This is a genomic window from Chitiniphilus eburneus, from assembly GCF_005048205.1.
GTDB classification, from domain to species: Bacteria; Pseudomonadota; Gammaproteobacteria; order Burkholderiales; family Chitinibacteraceae; genus Chitiniphilus; species Chitiniphilus eburneus.
In genome coordinates, this window is sequence record NZ_SUMF01000013.1 from 73,132 (window position 1) to 94,487 (window position 21,356).

Here is a 21,356-nt window from a genome sequence, read left to right on the forward strand (position 1 = left end):
CATGTAAAAACTGCCGTCGCCGACAGCGCGAAGGCGGCCTCCGTTCTCCTGCCACGCCCTATCGGCGCTGACGCGCACCCGATCCCACCGTCGGGCACGATCCCTGCTGCCTCCGGCACCATGCCCGGCCCCCGGCCAGCCCTCGCTGACCTCACGCCAGGCACGGCAAAGGAGATACCCCATGACGCAATTGCAAGGCGTGAAGGTCGCGATCCTGGTCAGCGATCTGTTCGAACAAGTGGAAATGACCAGCCCGCGCGCCGCGCTGGAGGCGGCGGGCGCACAGGTGACGCTGGTGTCCGGCCAGGCCGGGCAGGTACGCGGGATGCATCATGCCGAACCGGGCGACACCTTTACCGTGGAGCAGGCACTGCACGATGCCAGCGCCGCCCATTACGACGCGCTGGTGCTGCCGGGGGGGACGTTCAACGCCGATGCGTTGCGCATCGAGCCACAGGCGCAGCAGTTGGTACGCGCATTCCAGGTAGCCGAAAAGCCCATCGGCGTGATCTGCCACGGGCCGTGGCTGCTGATCTCGGCCGGACTGGTCACCGGGCGCACGCTGACAAGCTGGCCGTCGCTCAAGGACGACGTGGTCAACGCGGGCGGGCACTGGCTGGACAAGGAAGTACTGCGTGAAGGCAACTGGGTCAGCAGCCGCAAGCCCGACGATCTGCCGGCGTTCAACCGGGAGCTGATCCAGTTGATCTCGGAACGTCGGCGCCACTGACGCGGGCCACGAAGCGCGCCACGTAGTCGTCCACCGGCGCGGCGCGCACGGCGGCGGGCTCGCCTTCCTGCACCAGGCGGCCATCGCGCAGCAGCGCGATGCGCTGCCCCAGGCGAAACGCCTCTTCCACATCGTGCGTGATGAAGACAATGGTTTTGCCCAGCTCGGCCTGTAGGGTCAGCAACTGGGATTGCAGATCGTCCCGCAACAGCGGGTCGAGCGCGCTGAAGGGTTCGTCCATCAGCAGGATATCGGTATCGCTGGCCAGTGCCCGCGCCAGGCCCACCCGCTGGCGCATGCCGCCGGAGAGGTGATCGGGATAGTCGCGCTCGTGGCCGGACAGGCCCACCCGCGCCAGCCAGCCCTGCGCGGCGGCCTGGGCATTGCGGCGCGATTCGCCGCGTACCCGCCGGCCGAAGGCGACGTTCTCCAGCACGGTGCGGTGCGGCAACAGGCCGAAATGCTGGAACACCATGCTGATGCGACGCCGCCGCAAATCGCGCAGGCGCGCGGCGCTGAATCCCAGCACATCCTCGCCATCGACCAGCACCTGCCCCGCCGAAGGATCGATCAGCCGGTTGATATGCCGCACCAGTGTCGATTTGCCAGAGCCGGACAGCCCCATGATGGCGTAGATGCCACCAGCGGGGATCGACAGCGACACATCGTACAGGCCCACGTGGCTGCCGGTATCCGCCAGCACCTGATGCTTGTCGGCACCTTGCGCCAGCAGGGTGAGTGCCCGGTGCGGGTCGTCGCCGTAGACCTTGCTGACGTGACGCAGCTCGATCCGCGCGCTCATGAGCGGCGTTCCTCGTCGCGGATTGGCCGTCGCACCCGACCAAAGCCCTGCGTGATACGGTCGATGGCCACGGCCAGCAGCACGATGGCCAGGCCGGCCTGCAATCCACGCCCCACATCCAGTGTCTGGATACCCGCCAGCACTTCCTCGCCCAATCCGCGTGCGCCGATCATCGACGCCACCACCACCATCGACAGCGCCATCATCACGGTCTGGTTCACCCCGGCCAGAATGCTGGGCCACGCCAGCGGCAACTGTACGCCCAGCAGCATCTGCCAGCGTGTAGTGCCGAACGAGTGCGCAGCCTCCTGGACATCCGGGTCCACCTGGCGCAGGCCCAGGTCGGTCAGGCGAACCAGCGGGCATATGGCGTAAACCACGGTGGCGAGAATGGCGGGCACCTTGCCCAGGCCAAACAGCATCACCGCAGGGATCAGGTAGACGAAGGTGGGCAGCGTCTGCATCACGTCCAGCACCGGCAGCACCACGGCGCGCAACCGGCGCGAATGGGCGGCGACGATGCCCAGCGGCAGACCTGCCACCACCGCCAGCACCGTGGCGACCAGCACCAGCGCCAGCGTCTGCATCAGCGCGTCCCACAGGCCGAAGCAGCCGATCAGGTAGCACGCCACCGTCAGCGGCAGCGCCACCTGCCAGCGCCGCGTGGCACGCCATGCCAGCAGCGCCACCACCAGCAGGATCACCCACGGCGGCGCGCCACGCAGGGCACGTTCCAGCGGCAGCAGCAGGCCCTGCAATATCAGATCGTTCAGGACATGCAGCCGGTCGCCATAACGCACCACCAGGCTATCCACCGCCTGGTTGATCGGTTCGCGCAAATCGAGGGGAACGAAGAAATCCACTATTTGCCCGTATTCCTCGCTGCGATGCGTTGCGCCACGTCGTCGGGCACCCAGGCGCGCCAGATGTCCGGCCGGGTGGCGAAGAAGCGCCGGGACTGGACAGCGGCCGAGCCGGGGTTGTTCGCCATACCGGCCAGGGCGGCGTTGAGCAGCGGCAGCGGAACGTTGAATTTACCGAGGAAGTCGATCAGCACCGGGTCGGCATCATGGAAAACGCGCGAAACACCGGCCTGGATCACCGCCTCGGGCGCCGCCGAGCCGCAGGGCTTGGCCTGATTGCGATCGGTCAGCGTCTTGAAGCAGGCTTCGTTGTACGCCGGCTCCGTCAGTTGTATGAAGCGGTACTTGCCCATCAATGCGGTCGGCGACCAGTAGTAGAACAACACCGGCTGGCCGCGCTGGTAGGCAGAGGCGACGGCGGCATCCAGCGCGGCGCCGCTGCCGGGGCGGAAGTTGACATAGCTGTCGGTCAGACCATAGGCCTTGAGCTTCTGGCTGTTCACGCCTTCGCAGGTCCAGCCGCTGGGGCAGTTGAGAAAGCGCCCCTTGTCCGGCTCTTCGTTATCGCGGAACAACTGCTTGTACTTCGGCAGGTCGCTCACCGCCTGCAATTGCGGCGCGGCGGGCCTGATCTTGCGTGTCTTCTCGCCCTTCACCACGTATTCCGGCACGTACCAGCCCTCGGTCGCGCCAACGATCACATTGCCGACCGCTTTCACCTTGCCGGCCGCGGCGGCCTTGTTCCAGATTTCGCTGCGCCCCACCCATTCCTCGGCCACCAACTGGATATCGTTCTGTGCCAGTGCGTTCTCGATGGTGATGGTGTTGCTGGGCACCCGCTCCACACGGCAGCCGTAGCCCTGCTCCAGCACTGTCGCGACCAGTTCGGTCAGCAGTTCACCGCTTTCCCAGTTCAACCCGGCCACCTTGACCGGCTTGCCGGATTGGCACCAGGGCGAGGTGGTAGCGGCGGCGGCCCCGGCACTCAGTGCGAGAGCCAGGGCAAACAGGGTGGAGCAGGTGGAGCGTTGCATGGCGGGAGGTCTCGAATGGGTTGATCCAGTCAGCTTAGGACACCCAGCCGGGCGTGCCCTGACGAGCCAGCCGGGACCATCGCATGCCCTCGCGCGCGAGCGGACGTGCAAACTACCGCTGCGGCGCGCTCCGGTTATCCGCGCACAGTGCCAGCCAGCCCCGGAATACGGCCGCGTAGGGCCCGCCACCTGGGGACCTGGTGGCAGTGCCGTTCCATGGCGTCGCGGCCATTGGGTGACTGCGCAAGCGATCCACCCATGCGATCATCCGCCCCATGACGCCCCTGCCCTTCCTGTGTTCCTGGAGCGGCGGCAAGGATAGCTGCCATGCCTTGCACGCCGCGCTGGCGGCCGGACACCGTCCGGTCGCGTTGCTCAACATGCTGAACGAGACCGGAGAACGCTCGCGCTCGCATGGGCTGTCGCCGGCGCTATTGCGGGCGCAAGCGGACGCACTGGGCCTGCCATTACTCACCGGCAGCGCCACCTGGCAGGGCTACGAAGCTGAATTCGTTGCCAGGCTGATCGAGGCGCGCGACGGCCACGGCGCGCGGGCGGCGGTGTTCGGCGACATCGATCTGCAAGCGCATCGCGACTGGGAGGAGCAGGTCTGCGCCCGTGCGGGAATCGAAGCGCTGCTGCCGCTCTGGCAGCGTCCGCGCCGGGCACTGGTGGAGGAAATGATCACCGACGGCATCCGCGCGGTGATCGTCTCCTGCAATGCGCAACTAGGGCCGGGCTTCCTCGGCCGCGCCATCGACGCCGCCACGCTGGATGCGCTGGAAGCGGCGGGGGTCGATGCCTGTGGCGAGAACGGCGAATACCACACCGCCGTACTCGATGCCCCCACCTTCGCCCGGCCACTGGCGGTGCGGCAGGGCGAGGCGCAGTGCCATGGCGGCTACTGGTTCCTGCCGCTTACCCTCTGACGGCGGCCGCTGACCAAATGCAGCGGTGCGAACACGGCAGTCAGCGCGACATTCACAGTCCTGGGCATCCGCCAACGGTGGCCGGATGCCCAAGCAATGCCACCAAGGTGGTCCGTGCCTACTGGGTAGCCAGCCGGCGCGCATAGCCGGCGGCACGTTCCTGAAGCTGCTGCGCGCGCTGCGCGGGGGTGACATAGCGCGTGTCCGTCGGCAGGTAGGCGGCCAGGTCACGCAGCTTGACGACGCGTGTGGCGATGGCCGGCCCCCCCGTGGCCGGCGTGGTCGCCGGCAGGTTCTGCCAGCGTGCCATGATCGTGCCCTCGTGCAGCCCCACCGGGTCGATCCAGTTGGTAACGCCGGGGTCGGCCACCGACAGCACGAAGGTATAGCTGCCGTCGGCATTCGGCACCGCCTGCTTGTTGTTCAGGCTGCTCTGGTGGCGGATCGGATCGACCGACACGCTCCACGGGTCGGTTACCGGGAACACGAAGTAGCGTGCGCCACCGAGGTTGACGGTGGCAATCAGCGCCTCGTCGTCGGCCAGCCGGAAATGCCCGAACGAGCTGGCCTGCGTGACCAGCGTACCCAGCGTGTCCGACGTCGATGGCTGAGCCAGCGTGTTGAGCGGATTGATATAGGTCTTCACCCCCAGCGTGCCCACGCCATAGAACAACGCCGATTCGGACAGATTGGTACGGGTGTCGGCCACGACGTCGGCATCGCTCCTGGGGCCGCGCGTCGGGGTGCCCAGCCGGGTGACGCTCAGTGTGTCGGGGGTTTCGGTATTCCAGTCGCCCAGGTTGTTGCGCACGAACAGCTGTACCGCCTCGCCGGTGGACTGGATATGGTTGATGCGGCCGTTGGCCGGCTGGTTATCGACAGTGACGGTGTAGCTGCCGTCCGGCTTCACGACCAGTTGGTCGCCGGTGAGCACCGCGATGGTCTGCTGCGAGTTGGGATTCTTGATCAGCGAGAAGGTGACATCGGTTGGCCCGGAGCCGAAGCGCCGGCCCTGGATCACGTAGCTGGAACCGCCATCGATGGGAATGGTGCGGTAGATGTTGTCCGGGTTATCGAACGAATAGCGCCCGCCTTCCACCTTCAGGCCGAACCACTCGCGCGGCGGCGCGTTCAGCCAGTAAACCTTGGGATATTGCGGGTCGTTGTTCACCGCCTTCTGGATTGCGCTGACCTCCAGTTCGTCGAGCGCATTGCCCAGCCGCGACGAGGCTTCCGACGTCAGCGCCAGGCCGTAGGCGGTCACATAGGCCAGGCTGGCCTGGGCGCGCAGCAATGGAAACACGTTGCGGCGATCGATATTGATGGTCCTGGCATCCAGTGCCTGCTGGTCAGCGGTAGCGAGCACCGGCTCGGCCTGGGCCACGCCGCATAGCAGCCCCCCGCATACCGCCATCAACACCGCCTGCTTTTTGAAAGTATTGGCGCCAGATAAATCAGAGTACAAAAAGCCGTTTGCCATGTTGTTTCCATTGCGTTGTAAAGGTCTCGCAAGGCTAAGCATCCGGGTGCAGCACAAACAAATAACTTCGTATGTTTTCAATATGCGATTCGAATGCGGAGGCGGCTCGAATCGACGACGGATGCCGCTGCCATGCGGCTTTGCGCCGAACCCGCCGAACGGCGTCCGTCGCTGCGCCGTTCCGGCTTCTGGCTATCTTTGCCTCGCTGACCAGCGCGGCCCGACCCCACCGGCAGCACGATCGCGTGCTGCGGCGCAACGCCCATGGCGGCCGTTTGCCTGCGCCCCGCCCTGCGACGCGGCACGATATGGGTGCAAAACTCACACCCGCCCCACTCTCGCCCCCGGTTAGGCTGGTAGCGGGCGCCTAGCCGCCCACGCGTATGAATCGTCGCCAGCCCGCGCCAATGCTGGGCCTGCGGGCACTGCTTCTCCGGATGCCCCCGCACTCGCGGTCTTTGATAGTTTTTTGCAAACAAAAAGCTTTAAACAATCAATTAGACCAATGAACGCCCTGCCCGGATACTCCGTTCCATCGCTGCAACGCAGCAGACCCGCTCAATCCCAAGGAGATCTACCCATGCTGAAGAACCATGAAGGCCAACGCGTCCCCAATGTGACTTTCCGCGTTCGTGAAAACAACGACTGGAAGAACGTGACCACCGACGAGCTGTTCAAGGGCAAGACAGTCGTGGTGTTCTCCCTGCCGGGCGCCTTCACCCCCACCTGCTCCTCGACCCACCTGCCGCGCTACAACGAGCTGGCGCCGGTGTTCAAGCAGAACGGTGTGGACGCCATCCTGTGTGTCTCCGTGAACGACACCTTCGTGATGAACGAATGGGCCAAGGATCAGGAATCGCAGAACATCGTGATGATCCCGGATGGCAACGGCGAATTCACCGAAGGCATGGGCATGCTGGTGGACAAGGCCGACCTGGGCTTCGGCAAGCGTAGCTGGCGCTACTCGATGCTGGTGAAGGACGGCGTGGTGAGCAAGATGTTCATCGAGCCGGAAAAGGAAGGCGATCCGTTCGAAGTATCCGACGCCGACACCATGCTGGCTCACGTTGCGCCCAACGCCAAGAAGCCGGACCAGGTGGTGGTGTTCTCCAAGGAAGGTTGCCCGTTCTGCGCCAAGGCCAAGGAACTGCTGACCAGCAAGGGTTTCGATTTCATCGACGTGGCTCTGGAACACAAGACGCGCGGCAAGGTGCTGGGCGCGGTGTCCGGCAAGATGACCGCCCCGCAGGTGTTCATCAACGGCCAGTTGATCGGTGGCTCGAACGAGCTGGCCGCCTACCTGGCCGCCTGATACCCACACAGGGTGGCGCTGGAAAAGCGCCGCCCCTGCGCACCCCACGAAGCATCAGCAGCCACGTCCGGCCGGCCTGAACCCAGGGCCGGCCGGCAAGTGGCCCCGCACTGGCCGCAACCCGGCCGATCCCCGATCCAGACCGCCCCAGCCGCCACACCCGGCGCGTTTCCCCCGAGACGCCCCCGGTGCGCCGGTTGCGCCCCCGTATTGCCGGCAAAAAGCCATGAAGCATGACAAGGAGCCCGCCATGAAACAGATGAACATCGATGTCGCCGTGATCGGAGCCGGTACCGCCGGCCTGGCTGCCTACCGCGCCGCGCGCGCGGCCGGCAAGCGTGTTGTGCTCATCGAGGGCGGCCCCTACGGCACCACCTGCGCCCGCGTCGGCTGCATGCCGTCCAAGCTGCTGATCGCCGCCGCCGAGGCTGCGCACGAGCTGCGCCACACCGCACCGTTCGGCGTGCGCGTGGAAGGCGAGATCGTGATCGACGGCCGCGCGGTGATGGAACGGGTGCGCCGCGAGCGCGACCGCTTCGTCGGCTTCGTGGTGAACTCGGTGGAAGGCATTCCGGCCGAGGACAAGCTGCGTGGCTATGCCCGCTTCATCGACAACACCACCTTGCAGGTCGGCGACGATGTGGTGGTCAAGGCATCACGCGTGGTGATCGCCACCGGCTCCAGCCCCGCCGTGCCCCCGCCGTTCCGCGCGCTGGGCGATCGCCTGATCGTCAACGACGACGTGTTCTCGTGGGATACGCTGCCGCGCCGCGTGGCGGTGTTCGGCCCCGGCGTGATTGGCCTGGAACTGGGCCAGGCGCTGGCGCGCCTTGGTGTGATCGTCCGCGTGTTCGGCGTGGGCGGCGGCGTCGGCCCCCTGTCGGACCCGGCCATCCGCGATTACGCCCGTGCCGCGTTCCAGCAACAGTTCTATCTCGATCCCGAAGCCCGGGTGGAGGACATGACGCGCGACGGCGACGAGGTGGCGATTCGCTACGCGCGCCTGGATGGTGAAGTCGTCACCGTGCGCTTCGATTACGTACTCGCCGCCACCGGCCGCAAGCCCAACGTCGGCGGCCTGGGCCTGGAGAACACCGGCCTGAAGCTCGATGCGCGCGGCGTCCCGCTGTTCGACCCGGCCACGTTGCAATGCGGCGCCTCGCCGATCTTCATCGCGGGTGACGCCAACAACATCCTGCCGTTGCTGCACGAGGCCGCCGACGAGGGCAAGACCGCCGGCGCCAACGCCGCCAGCTACCCGGATGTCAGCGCCGGCCTGCGCCGCGCCAGCATCGGCGTGGTGTTCAGCGATCCGCAGATCGCCACTGTGGGCACGCGCTTTGCCGATCTGCCAGCGGGTGGGTTTGTCGTGGGCGAGGTCAGTTTCGAAGACCAGGGCCGCTCGCGAGTGATGCTGAAGAACAAGGGCCTGATGCACGTCTATGCCGAGCGCGACACTGGCCGCTTCCTGGGCGCCGAATGGATCGGCCCGCGCGCCGAGCACATCGCGCATACGCTGGCCTGGGCCCGGCAGATGGACCTGACGGTGGCACAGATGCTGGACATGCCGTTCTACCACCCGGTGATCGAGGAAGGTCTGCGCACCGCCCTGCGCGACGCGGCGGCCAAGCTGGCTGGGTAAGGGAAAAGCAGATCCGGGGACACCGAGCGCGGGGAGAACACAGAGAAAACCACAGCCGAAGAGCCTGTTTTCCTTGGTGTTCCTCAGTGCTCTCTGTGTACTCCGCTTCCCCGGTGTCTACAGGTTTCGCAACCCTTCAACGTCCGGGCGGACCTACAACCCCGCCTGGTCGCGCAACTGGTTCAGCGCGCCGGTCAGCTCGTTCGATGCCTGGCAATAGCTGGAGCCGGGCAGCAGCATGTTTTCCGCCTCGTAGTAGTGCCCGCCGTTGATGGTGGCCGCCACCTTGCTCGCCTCATGGTGGAATTGCTCGTGCAGCCGCACGCAGTCGGCCCAGGCGGGCAGTTTGCCGAACAACTGCCCGGCATCGCCCTTCAGCCAGACCCCCAGCGTGCAGCAATCGTCGGCATCCACATGCGCGACATCGATCTGTTCCTGCCGGCCGATGGCCAGGGTGAACTTCAGGCGCCATTCCGCATGCGCCATGATGGCGTGGTCGAAATCCATCGCAGTCTCCTTTGCCCGGTAAGCAAATGACGGGCCTCGCTTCATGATGGCTCAGCATGCGCGGAAACCGGCGCCTAGCTGTTGCATCTGGTCAATGAATGTACCCGGCTCCGCCGGGCGGCCCGCGCAGTGATGGTCGCGATCCGCCGTTTTGCCTTCCATACTGGAACCGCCCACCCGGTGATATCCCAAGGATTGCAATGCGCCTTTCCGCCCTCGCCCTGTTGTCGCTGTTCGCCGCCACCCTGGCCCACGCGGAAATTTCGTTCCGCGATGCGGAGGACGGCGACTTCGACGCCAGCGAGTACCTGCTGGAGCACAAGGGCTTCCTGCCGGTGCCCGTGATCATCACCGAGCCGGCCGTAGGGTATGGTGGCGGCGCGATGCTGCTGTTCTTCTCCGAATCGCTGGCCGAGGCCGGCGAGCACGCCAAGGAAACCGGCGTGATGCAGCCGCCCAACATCACCGGCGTCGGCGCCTTCGGCACCGAGAATGGCACCTGGGGCGGCGGGATCTTTCACTTCCATACCTGGGGCGGCGATCGCTATCGCTACCTGGGCGGGTTGGCCAAGATCGACCTGCATACCGATTACTACGGCGTCTCCAACCTGCCGCGCGCCTACGAACTGAACGGCTACGGGCTGATCCAGCAACTGCTGGTCAAGGTAGGGGACAGCCACTGGTATGTGGGGCCGCGCTACACCTACTTCGATTTCGACACCCGCTTCACCGGCGCCATCGCCAGCGAGCTGGGCGACGTCTCGCGCGATCTGGCGGTGGGCAAGGCGGGCCTCGTCATCGATTACGACAGCCGCGACAACATGTTCTACCCCACGCGGGGCAGCTACATGGAGCTGGAGGCGCAAATGGCGCGCGACTGGCTGGGCAGTTCCCGCGATTTCGAAACCTACGAGGCCCGCGCCTTTACCTGGCTGCCGGTCGCCAAGGACTGGAACCTGGGCCTGCGTCTGGATGCCCGCGCCACCGAGGGCGACGTGCCGTTCTACGCGCAGCCCTTCGTCTCGCTGCGCGGGCTGCCGAAGGGGCGTTACCAGGATCAGTACACGTTGACCGGCGAAGTGGAAGGCCGCTGGACCTTCCTGCCACGCTGGTCGCTGCTGGCGTTCGGCGGAGTGGGCCGCGCCTGGGGTCACTGGCAGGATTTCGACGAGGCCGACGATACCTGGGGCGCGGGTATGGGCTTTCGCTACCTGATCGCGCGCAAGCTGGGAATCGCGGTGGGGATCGACGTGGCGCGCAGCGAAGACGACAGCGCGTTCTATTTCCAGGTGGGCAGCGCGTGGCATTGAGCACAGCGGATGTCGCCGGCGGTATCGCCGCGACGGCGCCGCCACTCAGTCCCAGCGCAGCGCATTTCGCAGGTGGATGATCGCGGTGCCGATCGCCACGGATGAGTTGGAATACGGCGTGCCCGGCAGCAGCATCAGCTCGGCGTCGTCATAGCGTTGAGCGTTGATCGTCTGGGCCACCTTGGCCGCTTCGCGATGGAAAACGGCATGCTGGTGCAGGCATTCCGTGTACGCCGGCAGGTTGGCATAGTGCCGCTTGCCCTCGCTATGCAGCCACTGGCCCAGCGGGCAGCGGTCATCCGAGCTGATCGAGTGGGTATCCAGCCTGTCTCCCTTGCCGATCGCCATACGAAACTTCCAGCGCCACTCGCCGTGGGCTTTGATTGCCTGATACAGATCCATATCCTACCTCTTCAAATGACCAGGGACGGGCGAACGTACAGCGCGATTTGCATTGCGAACCAACCGCCCGCGCCCTGGCAACACGTGTCCCTGTACCTGCTGCGCAACGCAGCCCGAAGCCGGTACGGCACGGGACACCGGATCGGCCCATCAGGGCCGATGCTCGCGGCCCGGCGGTGCACCGTCGACAACGCGGCGCGACGACGGCACGGCCGCGCCTTTCCGCGCCCCATCGTCCTGCTCTGGCCGGCCTTCCTGGCGCAGGCGCACCAGCGCCTTTTCCAGCGCCTGCGACGCCAGCGCATACGGAGAAGCCCCGCCAAGCGCTTCCTGCACCGGCAGGTCGAAGCGCTCATTGATCTGTTGCACCGCAATGGCGGCCTGCCGATGGAAATTGCTGTGCGCCGCCACGCAATCCGACCAGGCGCGGCTGAAGCCATAGCGCGCCCAACCTTCGCCGTGCAGCCAGTTACTCAGCAAACACCCTTTGTCCACCGCGATCGCACCCGCATCCAGCCAGATCCGCTGACGCAGCGCGGTTTCGAAACGCGCCTTCCATTTCATGTGCATGTTGATCATGCGTTCGATATCCATGAGACCCTCCTGCCAATATGTTTTGGAGCTGCCAATAAACCCTTCCGGCTGTGCCGCACGGGGGGCCATCCGCCTTGCTGGCGATGCGCCTCGTACTGCCTGCGGCCAAAGGAATTCATCATCCTTCCGGGTGTTGCGATTCTTGCCGGAAGCCCCGCGCCGGGTTTTATGAGCGGCTCTCGATTGATTTTTTGGTTTTGTGTGACCCCCTGAACGCCAACGGAATCACCCTGCAACTGACGAAGAGGGTATATCCCGTGGTTTTCACACAACTTGGGCATATGCAAAATTACCCGCCAATTCTGGGGGGCAGTTGGAGGGCCACCTCTGGACCCAAGGAAAAATGCGGGCTGGCGGCGTGCCTTTATGTGTACATGGCGTGCGAACCGTACTTTTTTCACAATGGGTGGGTCACTCTCAATTAATGCTATTGGCATATTTTTTTGGACGTTTCCGTATGCACCCCCTGAAAAAACTGTTCGACCACGCCCGCGCCTATCGTCGCGACGCGTGGCTGGCCACGCTGTATTCCGCTTTGAACAAACTGTTCGACGTGTTGCCCGAAGTGCTGATCGGCGTGGCGGTAGACGTGGTGGTCAGCCGGCAGGATTCCTTCCTGGCCCGGCTGGGCGTGGTGGACGTGTCGGCGCAACTGGCCTGGCTGGGCTTGCTGACGGTACTGATCTGGGCCGGTGAATCGCTGTTCCAGTACCTGTACTCGGTGGCATGGCGCGATCTGGCGCAGAACCTGCAACACCGGTTGCGGCTGGAGGCTTATGCGCACGTGCAGCGGCTGGAACTGTCGTGGTTCGAGAACCGTTCCAGCGGCAATCTGCTGTCGGTGATGAACGACGATATCAACCAGATGGAGCGCTTTCTCAACACCGGCGCCAACGCCATCATCCAGATCGTGATGTCGTCGTTGCTGATCGCGGCGGTGTTCTTCGTCCTGGCGCCCAAGCTGGCGCTGATCTCACTGTTGCCGGTACCGCTGATCCTGTGGGGCACGTTCTGGTTCCAGCGCAAGCTGGCGCCGCGCTATGCCGAAGTGCGCGAAGCCGCCGGGCGCATCAACGGTCGGCTCAACAACAACCTGTACGGCATCGCCACCATCAAGAGCTACGCCGCCGAGGACTTCGAATCGGCCCACGTAGCGGCCGCCAGCACCGAGTACGTGCGCACCAACGCCGCCGCGATCCGGCTGTCCAGCGCCATCACCCCGGTGATCCGCATGGCGATCCTGGCCGGCTTCGTGGTCACGCTGGTGTATGGCGGCTGGATGGCGCTGCATGGCGAGATCGCGGTCGGCAGCTACAGCGTGCTGGTCTATCTCACCCAGCGCCTGCTCTGGCCGTTCACCGGCCTGGCCGAAATCGCCGACCTGTACCAGCGCTCGATGGCATCGATCGAGCGGGTGCTGAACCTGATCCAGACCCCGATCGGCATCCCCTATGCCGGTGCGGCGCTGACCCGCGACGCAGTGGCCGGCGAAGTGGCGTTCCGCCAGGTGGATTTCAGCTACGACGGCGAACGGCCGACGCTGTCCGCCATCGACCTGACGCTGCCGGCCGGACGCACCATTGGCTTCGTTGGCAGCACCGGCTCGGGCAAAAGCACACTGATCAAACTGTTGCTGCGCTTCTACGTACCTGGCGCCGGCCGGGTGGAGATCGATGGCCGCGACATTGGCGAGCTGGATTTGCAGGACCTGCGCCGCGCTATCGGCTACGTGCCGCAGGAACCATTCCTCACCGACGGCAGCGTGGCCGAGAACATCGCCTACGGCATGCCGCATGCCACGCCGGCACAGATCGAAACCGCCGCCCGCGCGGCGGAGGCGCATGACTTCATCGCCACCCTGCCGCGCGGCTACGCCACCCCGGTGGGCGAGCGCGGGCAGAAGCTGTCCGGCGGCCAGCGCCAGCGCATCGCCCTGGCGCGCGCCATCCTCAAGAACCCGCCGATCCTGATCCTGGACGAAGCCACCAGCGCGGTGGACAACGAAACCGAAGCCGCCATCCAGCGCTCGCTGGCGCGGGTGGCGCAAGGCCGCACCACGCTGGTGATCGCGCACCGGCTCTCCACCGTGCGCCATGCCGACGCCATCCACGTACTGGAACACGGCCGGGTGGTGGAAAGCGGCACCCACGACGAACTTCTGGCCCACCGCGGCGCCTACGCCGGCTTGTGGCGCTTGCAGACCGGCGAGCTGGGGTAAGACAGCGGGGCGCCAGGGAAGGCGACGGCATAAATGGAACCTGAAATTCAATTCTTGAAACTTCAGGTTCTTGTTGGCTTTCCCCGGCGCAAAGCGCCTCACCTTCCTCTTCTCCCTTCCCTGCTTTTGTTACCCTTCGCCCTTTCCTCCTTCCCCTTCTCCGCCTTCAATGCCCGATCTGATCCTGCTGTTCGTCGTTTCGCTGATCGCCAACACGCTGTCGTCGCTGGCGGGTGGCGGCGCCGGGTTGCTGCAACTGCCGATCCTGCTGTTCCTCGGGCTGGCGTTCCCGGTGGCGCTGGCGACGCATAAGCTGGCATCGGTGGCACTGGGTGTGGGCGCGACGCTCAAGCACCTGCGCGCCCGCACGCTGGACTGGCGCTTCTCGCTGGTGGTGCTGGGCTTTGGGCTGCCCGGTGTGTGGCTGGGCGCGCGGTTGATCCTCTCCATTCCGGAACATACCGCGCTGCTGGCGCTGGCCATCCTCACCACCGGGCTGGGCGCGCATTCGCTGCTGTCGCCGGCACAGGGCCAGCATGCCGCGCCGCGCGCTCGCGAAGGTTGGCGATTGTGGCTGGGCGGCGGCGTGCTCTTCCTGATCGGCGTGCTGAACGGCTCGCTTACCTCCGGCACCGGCCTGTTCGTCACGCTGTGGCTGATCGGCTGGTTCGGCATGGACTACAAACAGGCCGTCGCCTACACCCTGGTACTGGTGGGGCTGTTCTGGAACGGCGCGGGTGCCATTGCGCTGGCGATGCAGGCCGGCATCCACTGGCCGTGGGTACCGGTCTTGCTGGCTGCATCCGTGCTCGGCGGCTACCTCGGCGCCCATTGGGGCCTGGCGCGCGGCAACCGCACCATCAAGCGCGCCTTCGAGGCAGTCACCATCGCCACCGGGCTGTCTTTGTTTGCCAAGGCTTGGCTTTAGGGCGAATCGACATTCAAACATGGGATGCGTTGGTCCGTGGGCCGGATGGCTGCGCGAAGCGCGGCGCCGCAGAGAGCCTTCCTCTCTGCAAGCCGTGCGACAAAGCAGACACCGGCCCACAGACCAACCCGAAGGGAAGGACGAAGGCCGGGCGCATGGCTGCGTTGTGCCTCGCTCGTGGGGATCACCCCACTTCGCTCGGCACGCCTTGCCCTGCATCCGGCCTTCCTCCTTCGCACCCATGTTTGAATGTCGATTCACCCTAGAGCCTACTCCTTGCCGCGTGGCGTTTTCACCGGTGGAAGCCGGCGTTCCTTCAGCACCGCCAGCGTGCGTTCGGTGCGGCGCGTCTGGTCTTCCAGCCCTTGCTGCAAGGCGCTCTGCGCAGCGGCGGTCAGGGGCTTGACCAGCTTTTCCGGGCCACGCGACAACGCCTTGAATGCCGCTTCCTCGTCGTGCGCCGGTAGTTCGCGCGCCAGTTGCGCCAGCATCGCGCCCAGCACGCCGTGGCGTAGCGATTCAGTATCGATATCGGTGTCGTGCAGCAGGTTGGCGCGCAGCGCGTCGGCCAGGCCGCCGTTCTTTTCCTCCAGCAGCAGCATGTCGTCCACCAGCGCTTCGGCAAAGCCGGGGCCGCGTTCCTGGCCGATCAGTTGCGCGGCTTCGCGCCCCAGGCCCACCACATCGCGCCAGCCGGTGAGGCGGCGGATTTCCAGCAGTTCCTCGATCAGTTTGGGGTTGAAGCGCACGGCCACCAGGTCCCACAGCAGGCGGCACCACACGCGGTTGGCCGGTTGCAGCCATGCCTGGATATTGCGGTAGTAGCCGAAGATCTTTTGCAGGTCGGTCGATGGCGTGAACGTGCCCGAACCCGGTGTGCCGCCCGACCAAGCGCCCAGGCCGGTGCGCCCGGAGCCCGTGCCGTCCAGGTTGGTGTTGACGAAGTGATGCCAGGTGGAATCGCATACGATGCGCCCGGGGCGCTGCGATTGCCCGGCATAGGCCTGCGCCAGCCGGCCGTCGTAGGCGCAGATCACGCCGAACATGCGCGGACGCACCGGCGGCTTCCAGTAACCGACGCGATAGATCGCCCGGCCGCCTGATACCGCGTAGGCGACGATCTCGGCGTTCTGCCGCACCCCGCCATCGGCCACCGACGGCTGGAACTCGGCGAAGTCCGGCGAGGTGCGTGTGTACATGTCGTCCAGTTGCGAAGCCAACGGCGCGCGGCAGATGCTCTCGTGCGGGTGATCCGGCAGCACATCCATATCGTTGGCGAACAGCGCGTCCACGCCGGTGCCCTCGGTGCGGACCAGCGTGCCGCCCGGTAGACGCAGCAAGGGGTGAATCTCCGCTTTCCACAGGCTGCCGCTGGGGCTGACCTTGTAGTTGGGATAGATGCGCTGCGGGATGTTGTCCGACTGATCGTCGAACTCGAAGATGCCGCCCACGCCCGGATTCACCACGGTATCGATGCGCTGTACCGCCACCGAAACGTCATCCTCGATGCCCATCGGGATATCGTTCCACTCGCGCATGCGGCGGATGCGCGGTAGATCACCGCACAGCCCGTTGCCCAGTGCGGCATGATCGCCAGTGGCGAAGACCCCGCCACCCGCATTCATGAAATTGGCAACGACCTGTACCTGGTTATCGGGCAGGGCGTTGCCGGTATCGATGCCGAATAACCAGATCTGGTCATAGTTGGCCACCGTGACCGCCGGGCTGGCGGTGGCGAAGCTGAAGTTGTTGACGATGTTGTAGGTGTCACCCTCGATGGCAATGCTGGCGGGGCTGTGCACGCCCCGATACGCCAGCGTCAGCACCGGCTTGTTGGTCACGCCCGCCGCCAGTGTCAGGCCGTGCAGAAAGCGCCACAGACCGAAGTCGGAATTGGCCCGGTAGTTGAGCGACGACTCGGTGAGTACCAGGATGCGCGGCCGACAGGGGCGCCCCAGGACTTCAATCTTGTCGAGGTCGAAGCGGGTCAGTCCCGCTTCCAGAACGGTGAACTTGCCCATGTGCAGCTCCTTGGAGGGTGCGGGCGATGCAGCCCGGATGGATGCGATGGCCTGGAATTCCCGTTGCCCCGGTTCGGCAAACCGGAACGGCTCCCACAGCCGTCATGCCATGTGCATGACCGCTCCACGGTATGCCATCCCCATTCATGCACATGAAATAAATTTCATCAGCGTACAAAAAGCTGATGAACGTCGTCATTAGAAAATGATGTTACTGTCATTGTCATGTAGGCCGCCGTGCGCGGCCATGGGCACGGCGTGGCGTCCGATGACGCGCAAAAGCGCCGTCCCGTGCAGCGCTGGACAACCCCGAATGCCAATCCTGATCGCGGTGGACAGGTACACGGAAACCAGCACGCCGGTTTGTCGCCACTTATCGGCGGCGAGGTGCGCCGATAAGTGGCTGGCCCTTGCGATCCGCACCGCCGCTGCGGCACCATCGAACACCCGCCCCCCGCCGTACCCGCGCCATGCTTCCCGATTCGTTCCAGCCACAATACCGTCTGCTTTCCCAGCCGCTGCCCGACGCGCTGACGCTCTCGTTCGCCGGCGACGCGCTGTTGCTGGGAGAGGGTCGGCTGGCGTCGCTGGCATTGTTGCCACCGCCGGAAACGCTGCTGTGGATCGGCGATTACCAGGGGCGGCCGGTGCAGGTCGCCGGCTGGCGCGGGCTGGATGCGCTGCCGGCCGGCATTGCCGCCCATGCGCTGCGCGGCAGCTACGGGTTGCTGGATGAAGCGGCATGGCTGATGGCGGGACGCGCCAGCCAGTTGCTCACCTTCCACCGCACCCATGCCTACTGCGGCGTCTGCGGCGGCGCCACCCAGCCAGTGCCCGATGAAGCCAGCCGTCGCTGCCCGGCCTGCGGTCATCAGGTCTGGCCACGCGTATCGCCGGCAATGATGGTGCTGATCCGGCGCGGCCGGGATCTGCTGCTGGCGCGTTCACCGCACTTTCGCAGCGGGGTCTACAGCGCACTGGCAGGGTTCGTCGAACCGGGCGAAAGCCTGGAAGCCTGCGCACATCGCGAAACCATGGAGGAAGTTGGCGTGCGCATCGCCAACCTGCGCTGGTTCGGCAGCCAGAGCTGGGCATTTCCACATTCGCTGATGCTGGCGTTCGAAGCCGATTACGTTTCCGGCGACATCGTGCCCGAGGCGGGGGAAATCGAGGATGCGCGCTGGTTCTCTCCCGAGCGTCTGCCCGAACTGCCCAGCCCGGGCAGCATTGCCTACCGGCTGATCCGCGCAGCGCTGGAACGCTGACCCGCGCCCCACCTGTCACCGGTCTCACCTTCCGTCCAGTGGGCCACCCCGTTGGCGGGTGCCGCATCGACTCCGGCCTCCTAAGCTGCCTAACCTCCGGATCGGGATTTCACATGTCTTTTGAAACCAGGCTGGCCGCCGCCATCACCCTGCTGAACACGCGCGGTGTGGGGGAGAGTGCGCGCTTTCCCTGGTGGCTGCGGCTGGCATGGCGCCTGGGCCTCCGGCTCCGCCCGCCACATTTCCAGCCGTTCGCGGTCAACCTGTTCTGGAATGGGCTGTGGTTCGGCGCCATCTGGGGCGTCTGCATGTGGCTGGCGCTGTGGGGGCCGCAAGTGATGATGCCGTGCTGGCTGGCCTTGCTGCTGTCGGCCCTGGTCGGCACGATCTACGGGCTGTTCCAGGCGCTGTTCTACGCCGCCACGGCGCGGCAATACCGCTTGCCGCGCTGGGAAGACCTGCCGGAATGACGCTCGCCCGTCACACCTTGCGATAGCCCGGCAACGCCGGCACCCGCCACAGATACCACGCCGCCACCGTGCGATAGGGCGCCCAGGCCCGAGAAGCCAGCCGCAATGCACCGGGCGGCGGCAGGCTCGGCAGCGACTTCAACCAGCGGTAGCCTTCGCGTACGCCGAAATCGTCGGCCGGGCAGACATCCTGCCGTTCCAGCGTATAGATCAGCAGCATTTCCACCGTCCAGCGCCCGATGCCGGGCAAGGCGCTCAGGCGTGCGATCAGCGTGGCATCGTCCAGCGCCTCCGCCTCGCTTCGCGTCGGCACGCGGCCGTCGAGCACGCCGGCGGCAATGGCCTGGATCGTCACCCGCTTGCGCGCCGAAAAGCCACAACCGCGCAGCGCATCGTCCGGTAGCGCCAGCAATTGCGGCGGATCAGGAAACGTGGGGCCGGCGAATAATCCCAACAGCCGCGCCAGGATGGCATCTCCGGCACGGGCGTGCAGTTGCTGGTAGGCAACGGCACGGATCAGCGCCTCGTAGGGCTCGCGTGCGGGCTTGGGCTGGTGGCGGCATGGCCCCACCTGATCGATCAGGCGAGCCCAGTCGGCATCGAGCGCCGCAAGGTGGCGGCTGGCGGCGAGATAGCGGTCGTCGGTCATGGCGTGGACGGCAAAGATGGAATGCCATTCAAACAGCAAATCGCCCTGGCGGCACTTCGCATCTTGCGTCCGTCGGCACGGCGATACCTGCGCAAGCAACGGAGTTCCGGCAAACCGCCTTGGGCATATCGTGGAACCGTCCCTCACCGGAGCACCACCATGAACACCGAAACCCGCCTGTACTACGCGCTCGGCCCCTGCGACCTGGGCCTGTTGCTGGTCGCGCAGGGCGAGCATGGCGCCCGCGCCATCCTGCTCGGCGACGACGGCGACAGTCTGCTGCGCGACCTGCGTGCGCGCTTTCCAATGGCCACGCCACTGCGCGACGATGCCGCCTGCGCCACCCTGCTGGGCTGGGTGGCCGGCTTCATCGCCGCGCCCGCACAGCCGCTTGCCATCGCGCTCGACCCGCGCGGCACCCCATTCCAGTTGCGTGTGTGGCAGGCATTGCGCGAGATCCCGCCCGGCCAGACCGCCAGCTATGGTGAGATCGCCCGCCGCATCGGCGCCCCGACGGCGGCGCGCGCCGTGGCCGCCGCCTGCGCCGCCAACCCGCTGGCCGTGGTCATACCCTGCCACCGCGTGGTGCGCGGGGACGGCGGGCTATCCGGCTATCGCTGGGGCGCGGCACGCAAGCGCGCCCTGCTGGCCCGCGAGGCCGCATGAACACCGACGCACGCATCGCCGCGCAGGACTGGCCGCACCTGGAAAATGAACTCGGCACCCGCGGCAACGCGGTGATCGAGGCGCTGCTCGACCCGGAGGCCTGCGCCGCGCTGGCGGCGCTGTACCCGCAGGCCGGCAGCTTCCGCAGCCGCGTGGTAATGGCTCGGCATGGCTTCGGCCAGGGCGAATACCAGTATTTCTCCTACCCCTTGCCCCAGCCGGTCCAGGCGTTGCGCAGTGCCCTCTATGCCCGGCTGGCCCCCATCGCCAACCGCTGGAACGCCACGCTGGGCGTCGCCACGCACTACCCCGCCAACCACGCGGACCTGCTGGCGCGCTGCCACGCGGCGGGCCAGCACCGCCCCACGCCGCTGCTGCTGCAATATGACGAGGGCGACTACAACTGCCTGCACCAGGACCTGTACGGCGAGCAGGTGTTTCCGCTGCAAGTGGCCGTGCTGCTCAGCCGCCCTGGCATTGATTTCGACGGCGGCGAATTCGTACTGACCGAACAGCGCCCACGCCAGCAATCGCGCGTCGAAGTGGTGCCGCTACGGCAGGGCGATGCGGTGATCTTCGCCGTGAACCAGCGCCCGGTGAATGGCACACGCGGCCCTTACCGCGTCACGATGCGGCACGGTGTAAGCCGGTTGCGCAGCGGACGACGGCATACGCTCGGTATCATTTTCCACGACGCGACATGAACCTCGATCTCTTCGACCAACCCGACGAACAGCCCGACTGGGCGGAACCCCTGGCACCCGGCGCCATGGTGCTGCGCGGGCTGGCGCTGGCCACGCAGCACGAGATCCTGGCCGCGCTGGCGCCGCTGATCGCGCGGGCGCCGTTCCGGCATCTGGTCACGCCAGGTGGTCACCGGATGTCGGTGGCGATGAGCAATTGCGGCCACCTGGGCTGGGTAAGCGACGCGCGCGGCTACCGCTACAGCGGTATCGACCCCGACAGCGGCCTACCCTGGCCAGCGATCCCCGCGCCGTGGCTGGCGCTGGCGCTCGACGCCGCCCGGCGCGCCGGCTTCCCCGACTTCGACCCGCAGGCCTGCCTGATCAACCGCTACCAGCCCGGTGCACGGCTGACCTTGCACCAGGATCGCAACGAGCACCAGCTCACCCAGCCCATCGTCTCGGTCTCGCTGGGCCTGCCCGCCGTGTTCCTGTTCGGCGGCGACCGCCGCGAAGACAAGACCCAGCGCATTCCACTGGCGCATGGCGATGTGGTGGTCTGGGGTGGCCCAGCGCGGATGCGGTATCACGGGGTGCTGCCGGTGAAGCCGGGCGTGCATCCTTTGTTGGGGGAGTGTCGGGTCAATCTTACTTTTCGGCAGGTGACATAAGGGGGAGGGCCGTCGAGGGACGGGGGCCTTTTTTGCCAAGGCAACTGCAACTGCAACGTCAAAGGCTTTAAACGCTGAGCGCCTTACGGCGCGGATGATTGATGCCCTTAGCGGCCGGGCGGGCCGGTTCATTTCTTTTGCGTGGCCAAAAGAAACGAACCAAAGAAAAGGCCACCCGCG

General features: G+C 66.0%; 21 protein-coding genes. 12 read left to right on the forward strand and 9 right to left on the reverse strand.

The features are described from left to right. The first annotated feature begins 181 nt into the window (after window positions 1–181). Complete coding sequence (locus FAZ21_RS12325; protein ID WP_136773741.1) at window positions 182–730, forward strand: type 1 glutamine amidotransferase domain-containing protein; 549 nt, start codon at window positions 182–184, stop codon at window positions 728–730. On the opposite strand, the gene FAZ21_RS12330 is transcribed toward FAZ21_RS12325, so the two are convergent. Genes FAZ21_RS12330 through FAZ21_RS20870 form a run of 3 tightly spaced genes read right to left on the reverse strand, consistent with a single transcriptional unit; the run spans window position 684 to window position 3,429 of the window. After that, on the reverse strand, window positions 684–1,532 hold the full coding sequence (locus FAZ21_RS12330; RefSeq protein ID WP_136773742.1) for an ATP-binding cassette domain-containing protein: 849 nt from the start codon (window positions 1,530–1,532) through the stop codon (window positions 684–686). The genes FAZ21_RS12325 and FAZ21_RS12330 overlap by 47 nt on opposite strands. Next, window positions 1,529–2,395 (reverse strand): ABC transporter permease, encoded by an 867-nt coding sequence (locus FAZ21_RS20865; protein WP_246038624.1) that lies wholly within the window; start codon window positions 2,393–2,395, stop codon window positions 1,529–1,531. The genes FAZ21_RS12330 and FAZ21_RS20865 overlap by 4 nt, the downstream gene beginning before the upstream one ends. Next, window positions 2,395–3,429, reverse strand: a complete 1,035-nt coding sequence (locus FAZ21_RS20870; protein WP_136773744.1) for a glycine betaine ABC transporter substrate-binding protein — start codon at window positions 3,427–3,429, stop codon at window positions 2,395–2,397. The genes FAZ21_RS20865 and FAZ21_RS20870 overlap by 1 nt, the downstream gene beginning before the upstream one ends. Before the next feature lie 275 nt (window positions 3,430–3,704). Here FAZ21_RS20870 and FAZ21_RS12345 point away from each other — a divergent pair, with 275 nt between their 5' ends. Then, window positions 3,705–4,358 (forward strand): Dph6-related ATP pyrophosphatase, encoded by a 654-nt coding sequence (locus tag FAZ21_RS12345; protein WP_136773745.1) that lies wholly within the window; start codon window positions 3,705–3,707, stop codon window positions 4,356–4,358. A 118-nt stretch (window positions 4,359–4,476) separates the two neighbouring features. Here FAZ21_RS12345 and FAZ21_RS12350 read toward each other — a convergent pair whose 3' ends face one another. Beyond that, window positions 4,477–5,838: a hypothetical protein gene (locus FAZ21_RS12350; protein WP_136773746.1), complete on the reverse strand. Its 1,362-nt coding sequence runs from the start codon at window positions 5,836–5,838 to the stop codon at window positions 4,477–4,479. A gap of 580 nt (window positions 5,839–6,418) precedes the next feature. On the opposite strand from FAZ21_RS12350, the gene FAZ21_RS12355 reads away from it, so the two are divergent. Next, on the forward strand, window positions 6,419–7,150 hold the full coding sequence (locus tag FAZ21_RS12355; protein ID WP_136773747.1) for a glutathione peroxidase: 732 nt from the start codon (window positions 6,419–6,421) through the stop codon (window positions 7,148–7,150). Between the two features lie 250 nt (window positions 7,151–7,400). Then, on the forward strand, window positions 7,401–8,792 hold the full coding sequence (locus FAZ21_RS12360; protein WP_136773748.1) for a dihydrolipoyl dehydrogenase: 1,392 nt from the start codon (window positions 7,401–7,403) through the stop codon (window positions 8,790–8,792). Window positions 8,793–8,945: 153 nt separating this feature from the next. Here the strand turns inward: FAZ21_RS12360 and FAZ21_RS12365 are convergent, their stop codons facing one another. Beyond that, on the reverse strand, window positions 8,946–9,299 hold the full coding sequence (locus FAZ21_RS12365; RefSeq protein ID WP_136773749.1) for a CZB domain-containing protein: 354 nt from the start codon (window positions 9,297–9,299) through the stop codon (window positions 8,946–8,948). A gap of 200 nt (window positions 9,300–9,499) precedes the next feature. Here FAZ21_RS12365 and FAZ21_RS12370 point away from each other — a divergent pair, with 200 nt between their 5' ends. Continuing rightward, window positions 9,500–10,609: a BamA/TamA family outer membrane protein gene (locus FAZ21_RS12370; protein ID WP_136773750.1), complete on the forward strand. Its 1,110-nt coding sequence runs from the start codon at window positions 9,500–9,502 to the stop codon at window positions 10,607–10,609. Window positions 10,610–10,654: 45 nt separating this feature from the next. On the opposite strand, the gene FAZ21_RS12375 is transcribed toward FAZ21_RS12370, so the two are convergent. After that, entirely contained in the window at window positions 10,655–11,011 is a 357-nt protein-coding gene (locus FAZ21_RS12375; RefSeq protein ID WP_136773751.1) for a CZB domain-containing protein, read from the reverse strand. A 150-nt stretch (window positions 11,012–11,161) separates the two neighbouring features. Then, the gene (locus tag FAZ21_RS12380) at window positions 11,162–11,605 is read right to left on the reverse strand and encodes a CZB domain-containing protein (protein ID WP_169307381.1); all 444 of its coding nucleotides are present in this window, start codon (window positions 11,603–11,605) and stop codon (window positions 11,162–11,164) included. A 457-nt stretch (window positions 11,606–12,062) separates the two neighbouring features. On the opposite strand from FAZ21_RS12380, the gene FAZ21_RS12385 reads away from it, so the two are divergent. Together FAZ21_RS12385 and FAZ21_RS12390 are read left to right on the forward strand one after the other, a co-directional pair. Further along, on the forward strand, window positions 12,063–13,823 hold the full coding sequence (locus tag FAZ21_RS12385) for an ABC transporter ATP-binding protein (protein WP_136773753.1): 1,761 nt from the start codon (window positions 12,063–12,065) through the stop codon (window positions 13,821–13,823). A 169-nt stretch (window positions 13,824–13,992) separates the two neighbouring features. Continuing rightward, window positions 13,993–14,751 (forward strand): sulfite exporter TauE/SafE family protein, encoded by a 759-nt coding sequence (locus FAZ21_RS12390; protein WP_136773754.1) that lies wholly within the window; start codon window positions 13,993–13,995, stop codon window positions 14,749–14,751. Between the two features lie 269 nt (window positions 14,752–15,020). Here FAZ21_RS12390 and FAZ21_RS12395 read toward each other — a convergent pair whose 3' ends face one another. Then, entirely contained in the window at window positions 15,021–16,772 is a 1,752-nt protein-coding gene (locus tag FAZ21_RS12395; protein WP_136773755.1) for a hypothetical protein, read from the reverse strand. A gap of 470 nt (window positions 16,773–17,242) precedes the next feature. Here FAZ21_RS12395 and nudC point away from each other — a divergent pair, with 470 nt between their 5' ends. Further along, window positions 17,243–18,037 carry an NAD(+) diphosphatase gene (gene nudC, locus FAZ21_RS12400; RefSeq protein WP_136773756.1) on the forward strand — a complete coding sequence of 265 codons (795 nt, stop codon included), beginning with the start codon at window positions 17,243–17,245 and terminating at the stop codon, window positions 18,035–18,037. A 113-nt stretch (window positions 18,038–18,150) separates the two neighbouring features. After that, window positions 18,151–18,507, forward strand: coding sequence for a DUF6404 family protein (locus tag FAZ21_RS12405; protein ID WP_136773757.1), 357 nt, complete (start codon window positions 18,151–18,153; stop codon window positions 18,505–18,507). Window positions 18,508–18,517: 10 nt separating this feature from the next. Here FAZ21_RS12405 and FAZ21_RS12410 read toward each other — a convergent pair whose 3' ends face one another. After that, window positions 18,518–19,156, reverse strand: a complete 639-nt coding sequence (locus tag FAZ21_RS12410; protein ID WP_136773758.1) for a DNA-3-methyladenine glycosylase family protein — start codon at window positions 19,154–19,156, stop codon at window positions 18,518–18,520. A gap of 159 nt (window positions 19,157–19,315) precedes the next feature. On the opposite strand from FAZ21_RS12410, the gene FAZ21_RS21085 reads away from it, so the two are divergent. From FAZ21_RS21085 to alkB, 3 genes are read left to right on the forward strand one after another with little or no spacing between them, the layout of a single operon-like run. Then, complete coding sequence (locus FAZ21_RS21085) at window positions 19,316–19,822, forward strand: methylated-DNA--[protein]-cysteine S-methyltransferase (RefSeq protein WP_211243447.1); 507 nt, start codon at window positions 19,316–19,318, stop codon at window positions 19,820–19,822. Next, the gene (locus FAZ21_RS12420; protein ID WP_136773760.1) at window positions 19,819–20,526 is read left to right on the forward strand and encodes a 2OG-Fe(II) oxygenase; all 708 of its coding nucleotides are present in this window, start codon (window positions 19,819–19,821) and stop codon (window positions 20,524–20,526) included. The genes FAZ21_RS21085 and FAZ21_RS12420 overlap by 4 nt, the downstream gene beginning before the upstream one ends. Beyond that, window positions 20,523–21,176: a DNA oxidative demethylase AlkB gene (gene alkB, locus FAZ21_RS12425; RefSeq protein WP_136773761.1), complete on the forward strand. Its 654-nt coding sequence runs from the start codon at window positions 20,523–20,525 to the stop codon at window positions 21,174–21,176. The genes FAZ21_RS12420 and alkB overlap by 4 nt, the downstream gene beginning before the upstream one ends. The last annotated feature ends 180 nt before the right edge of the window (window positions 21,177–21,356 follow it).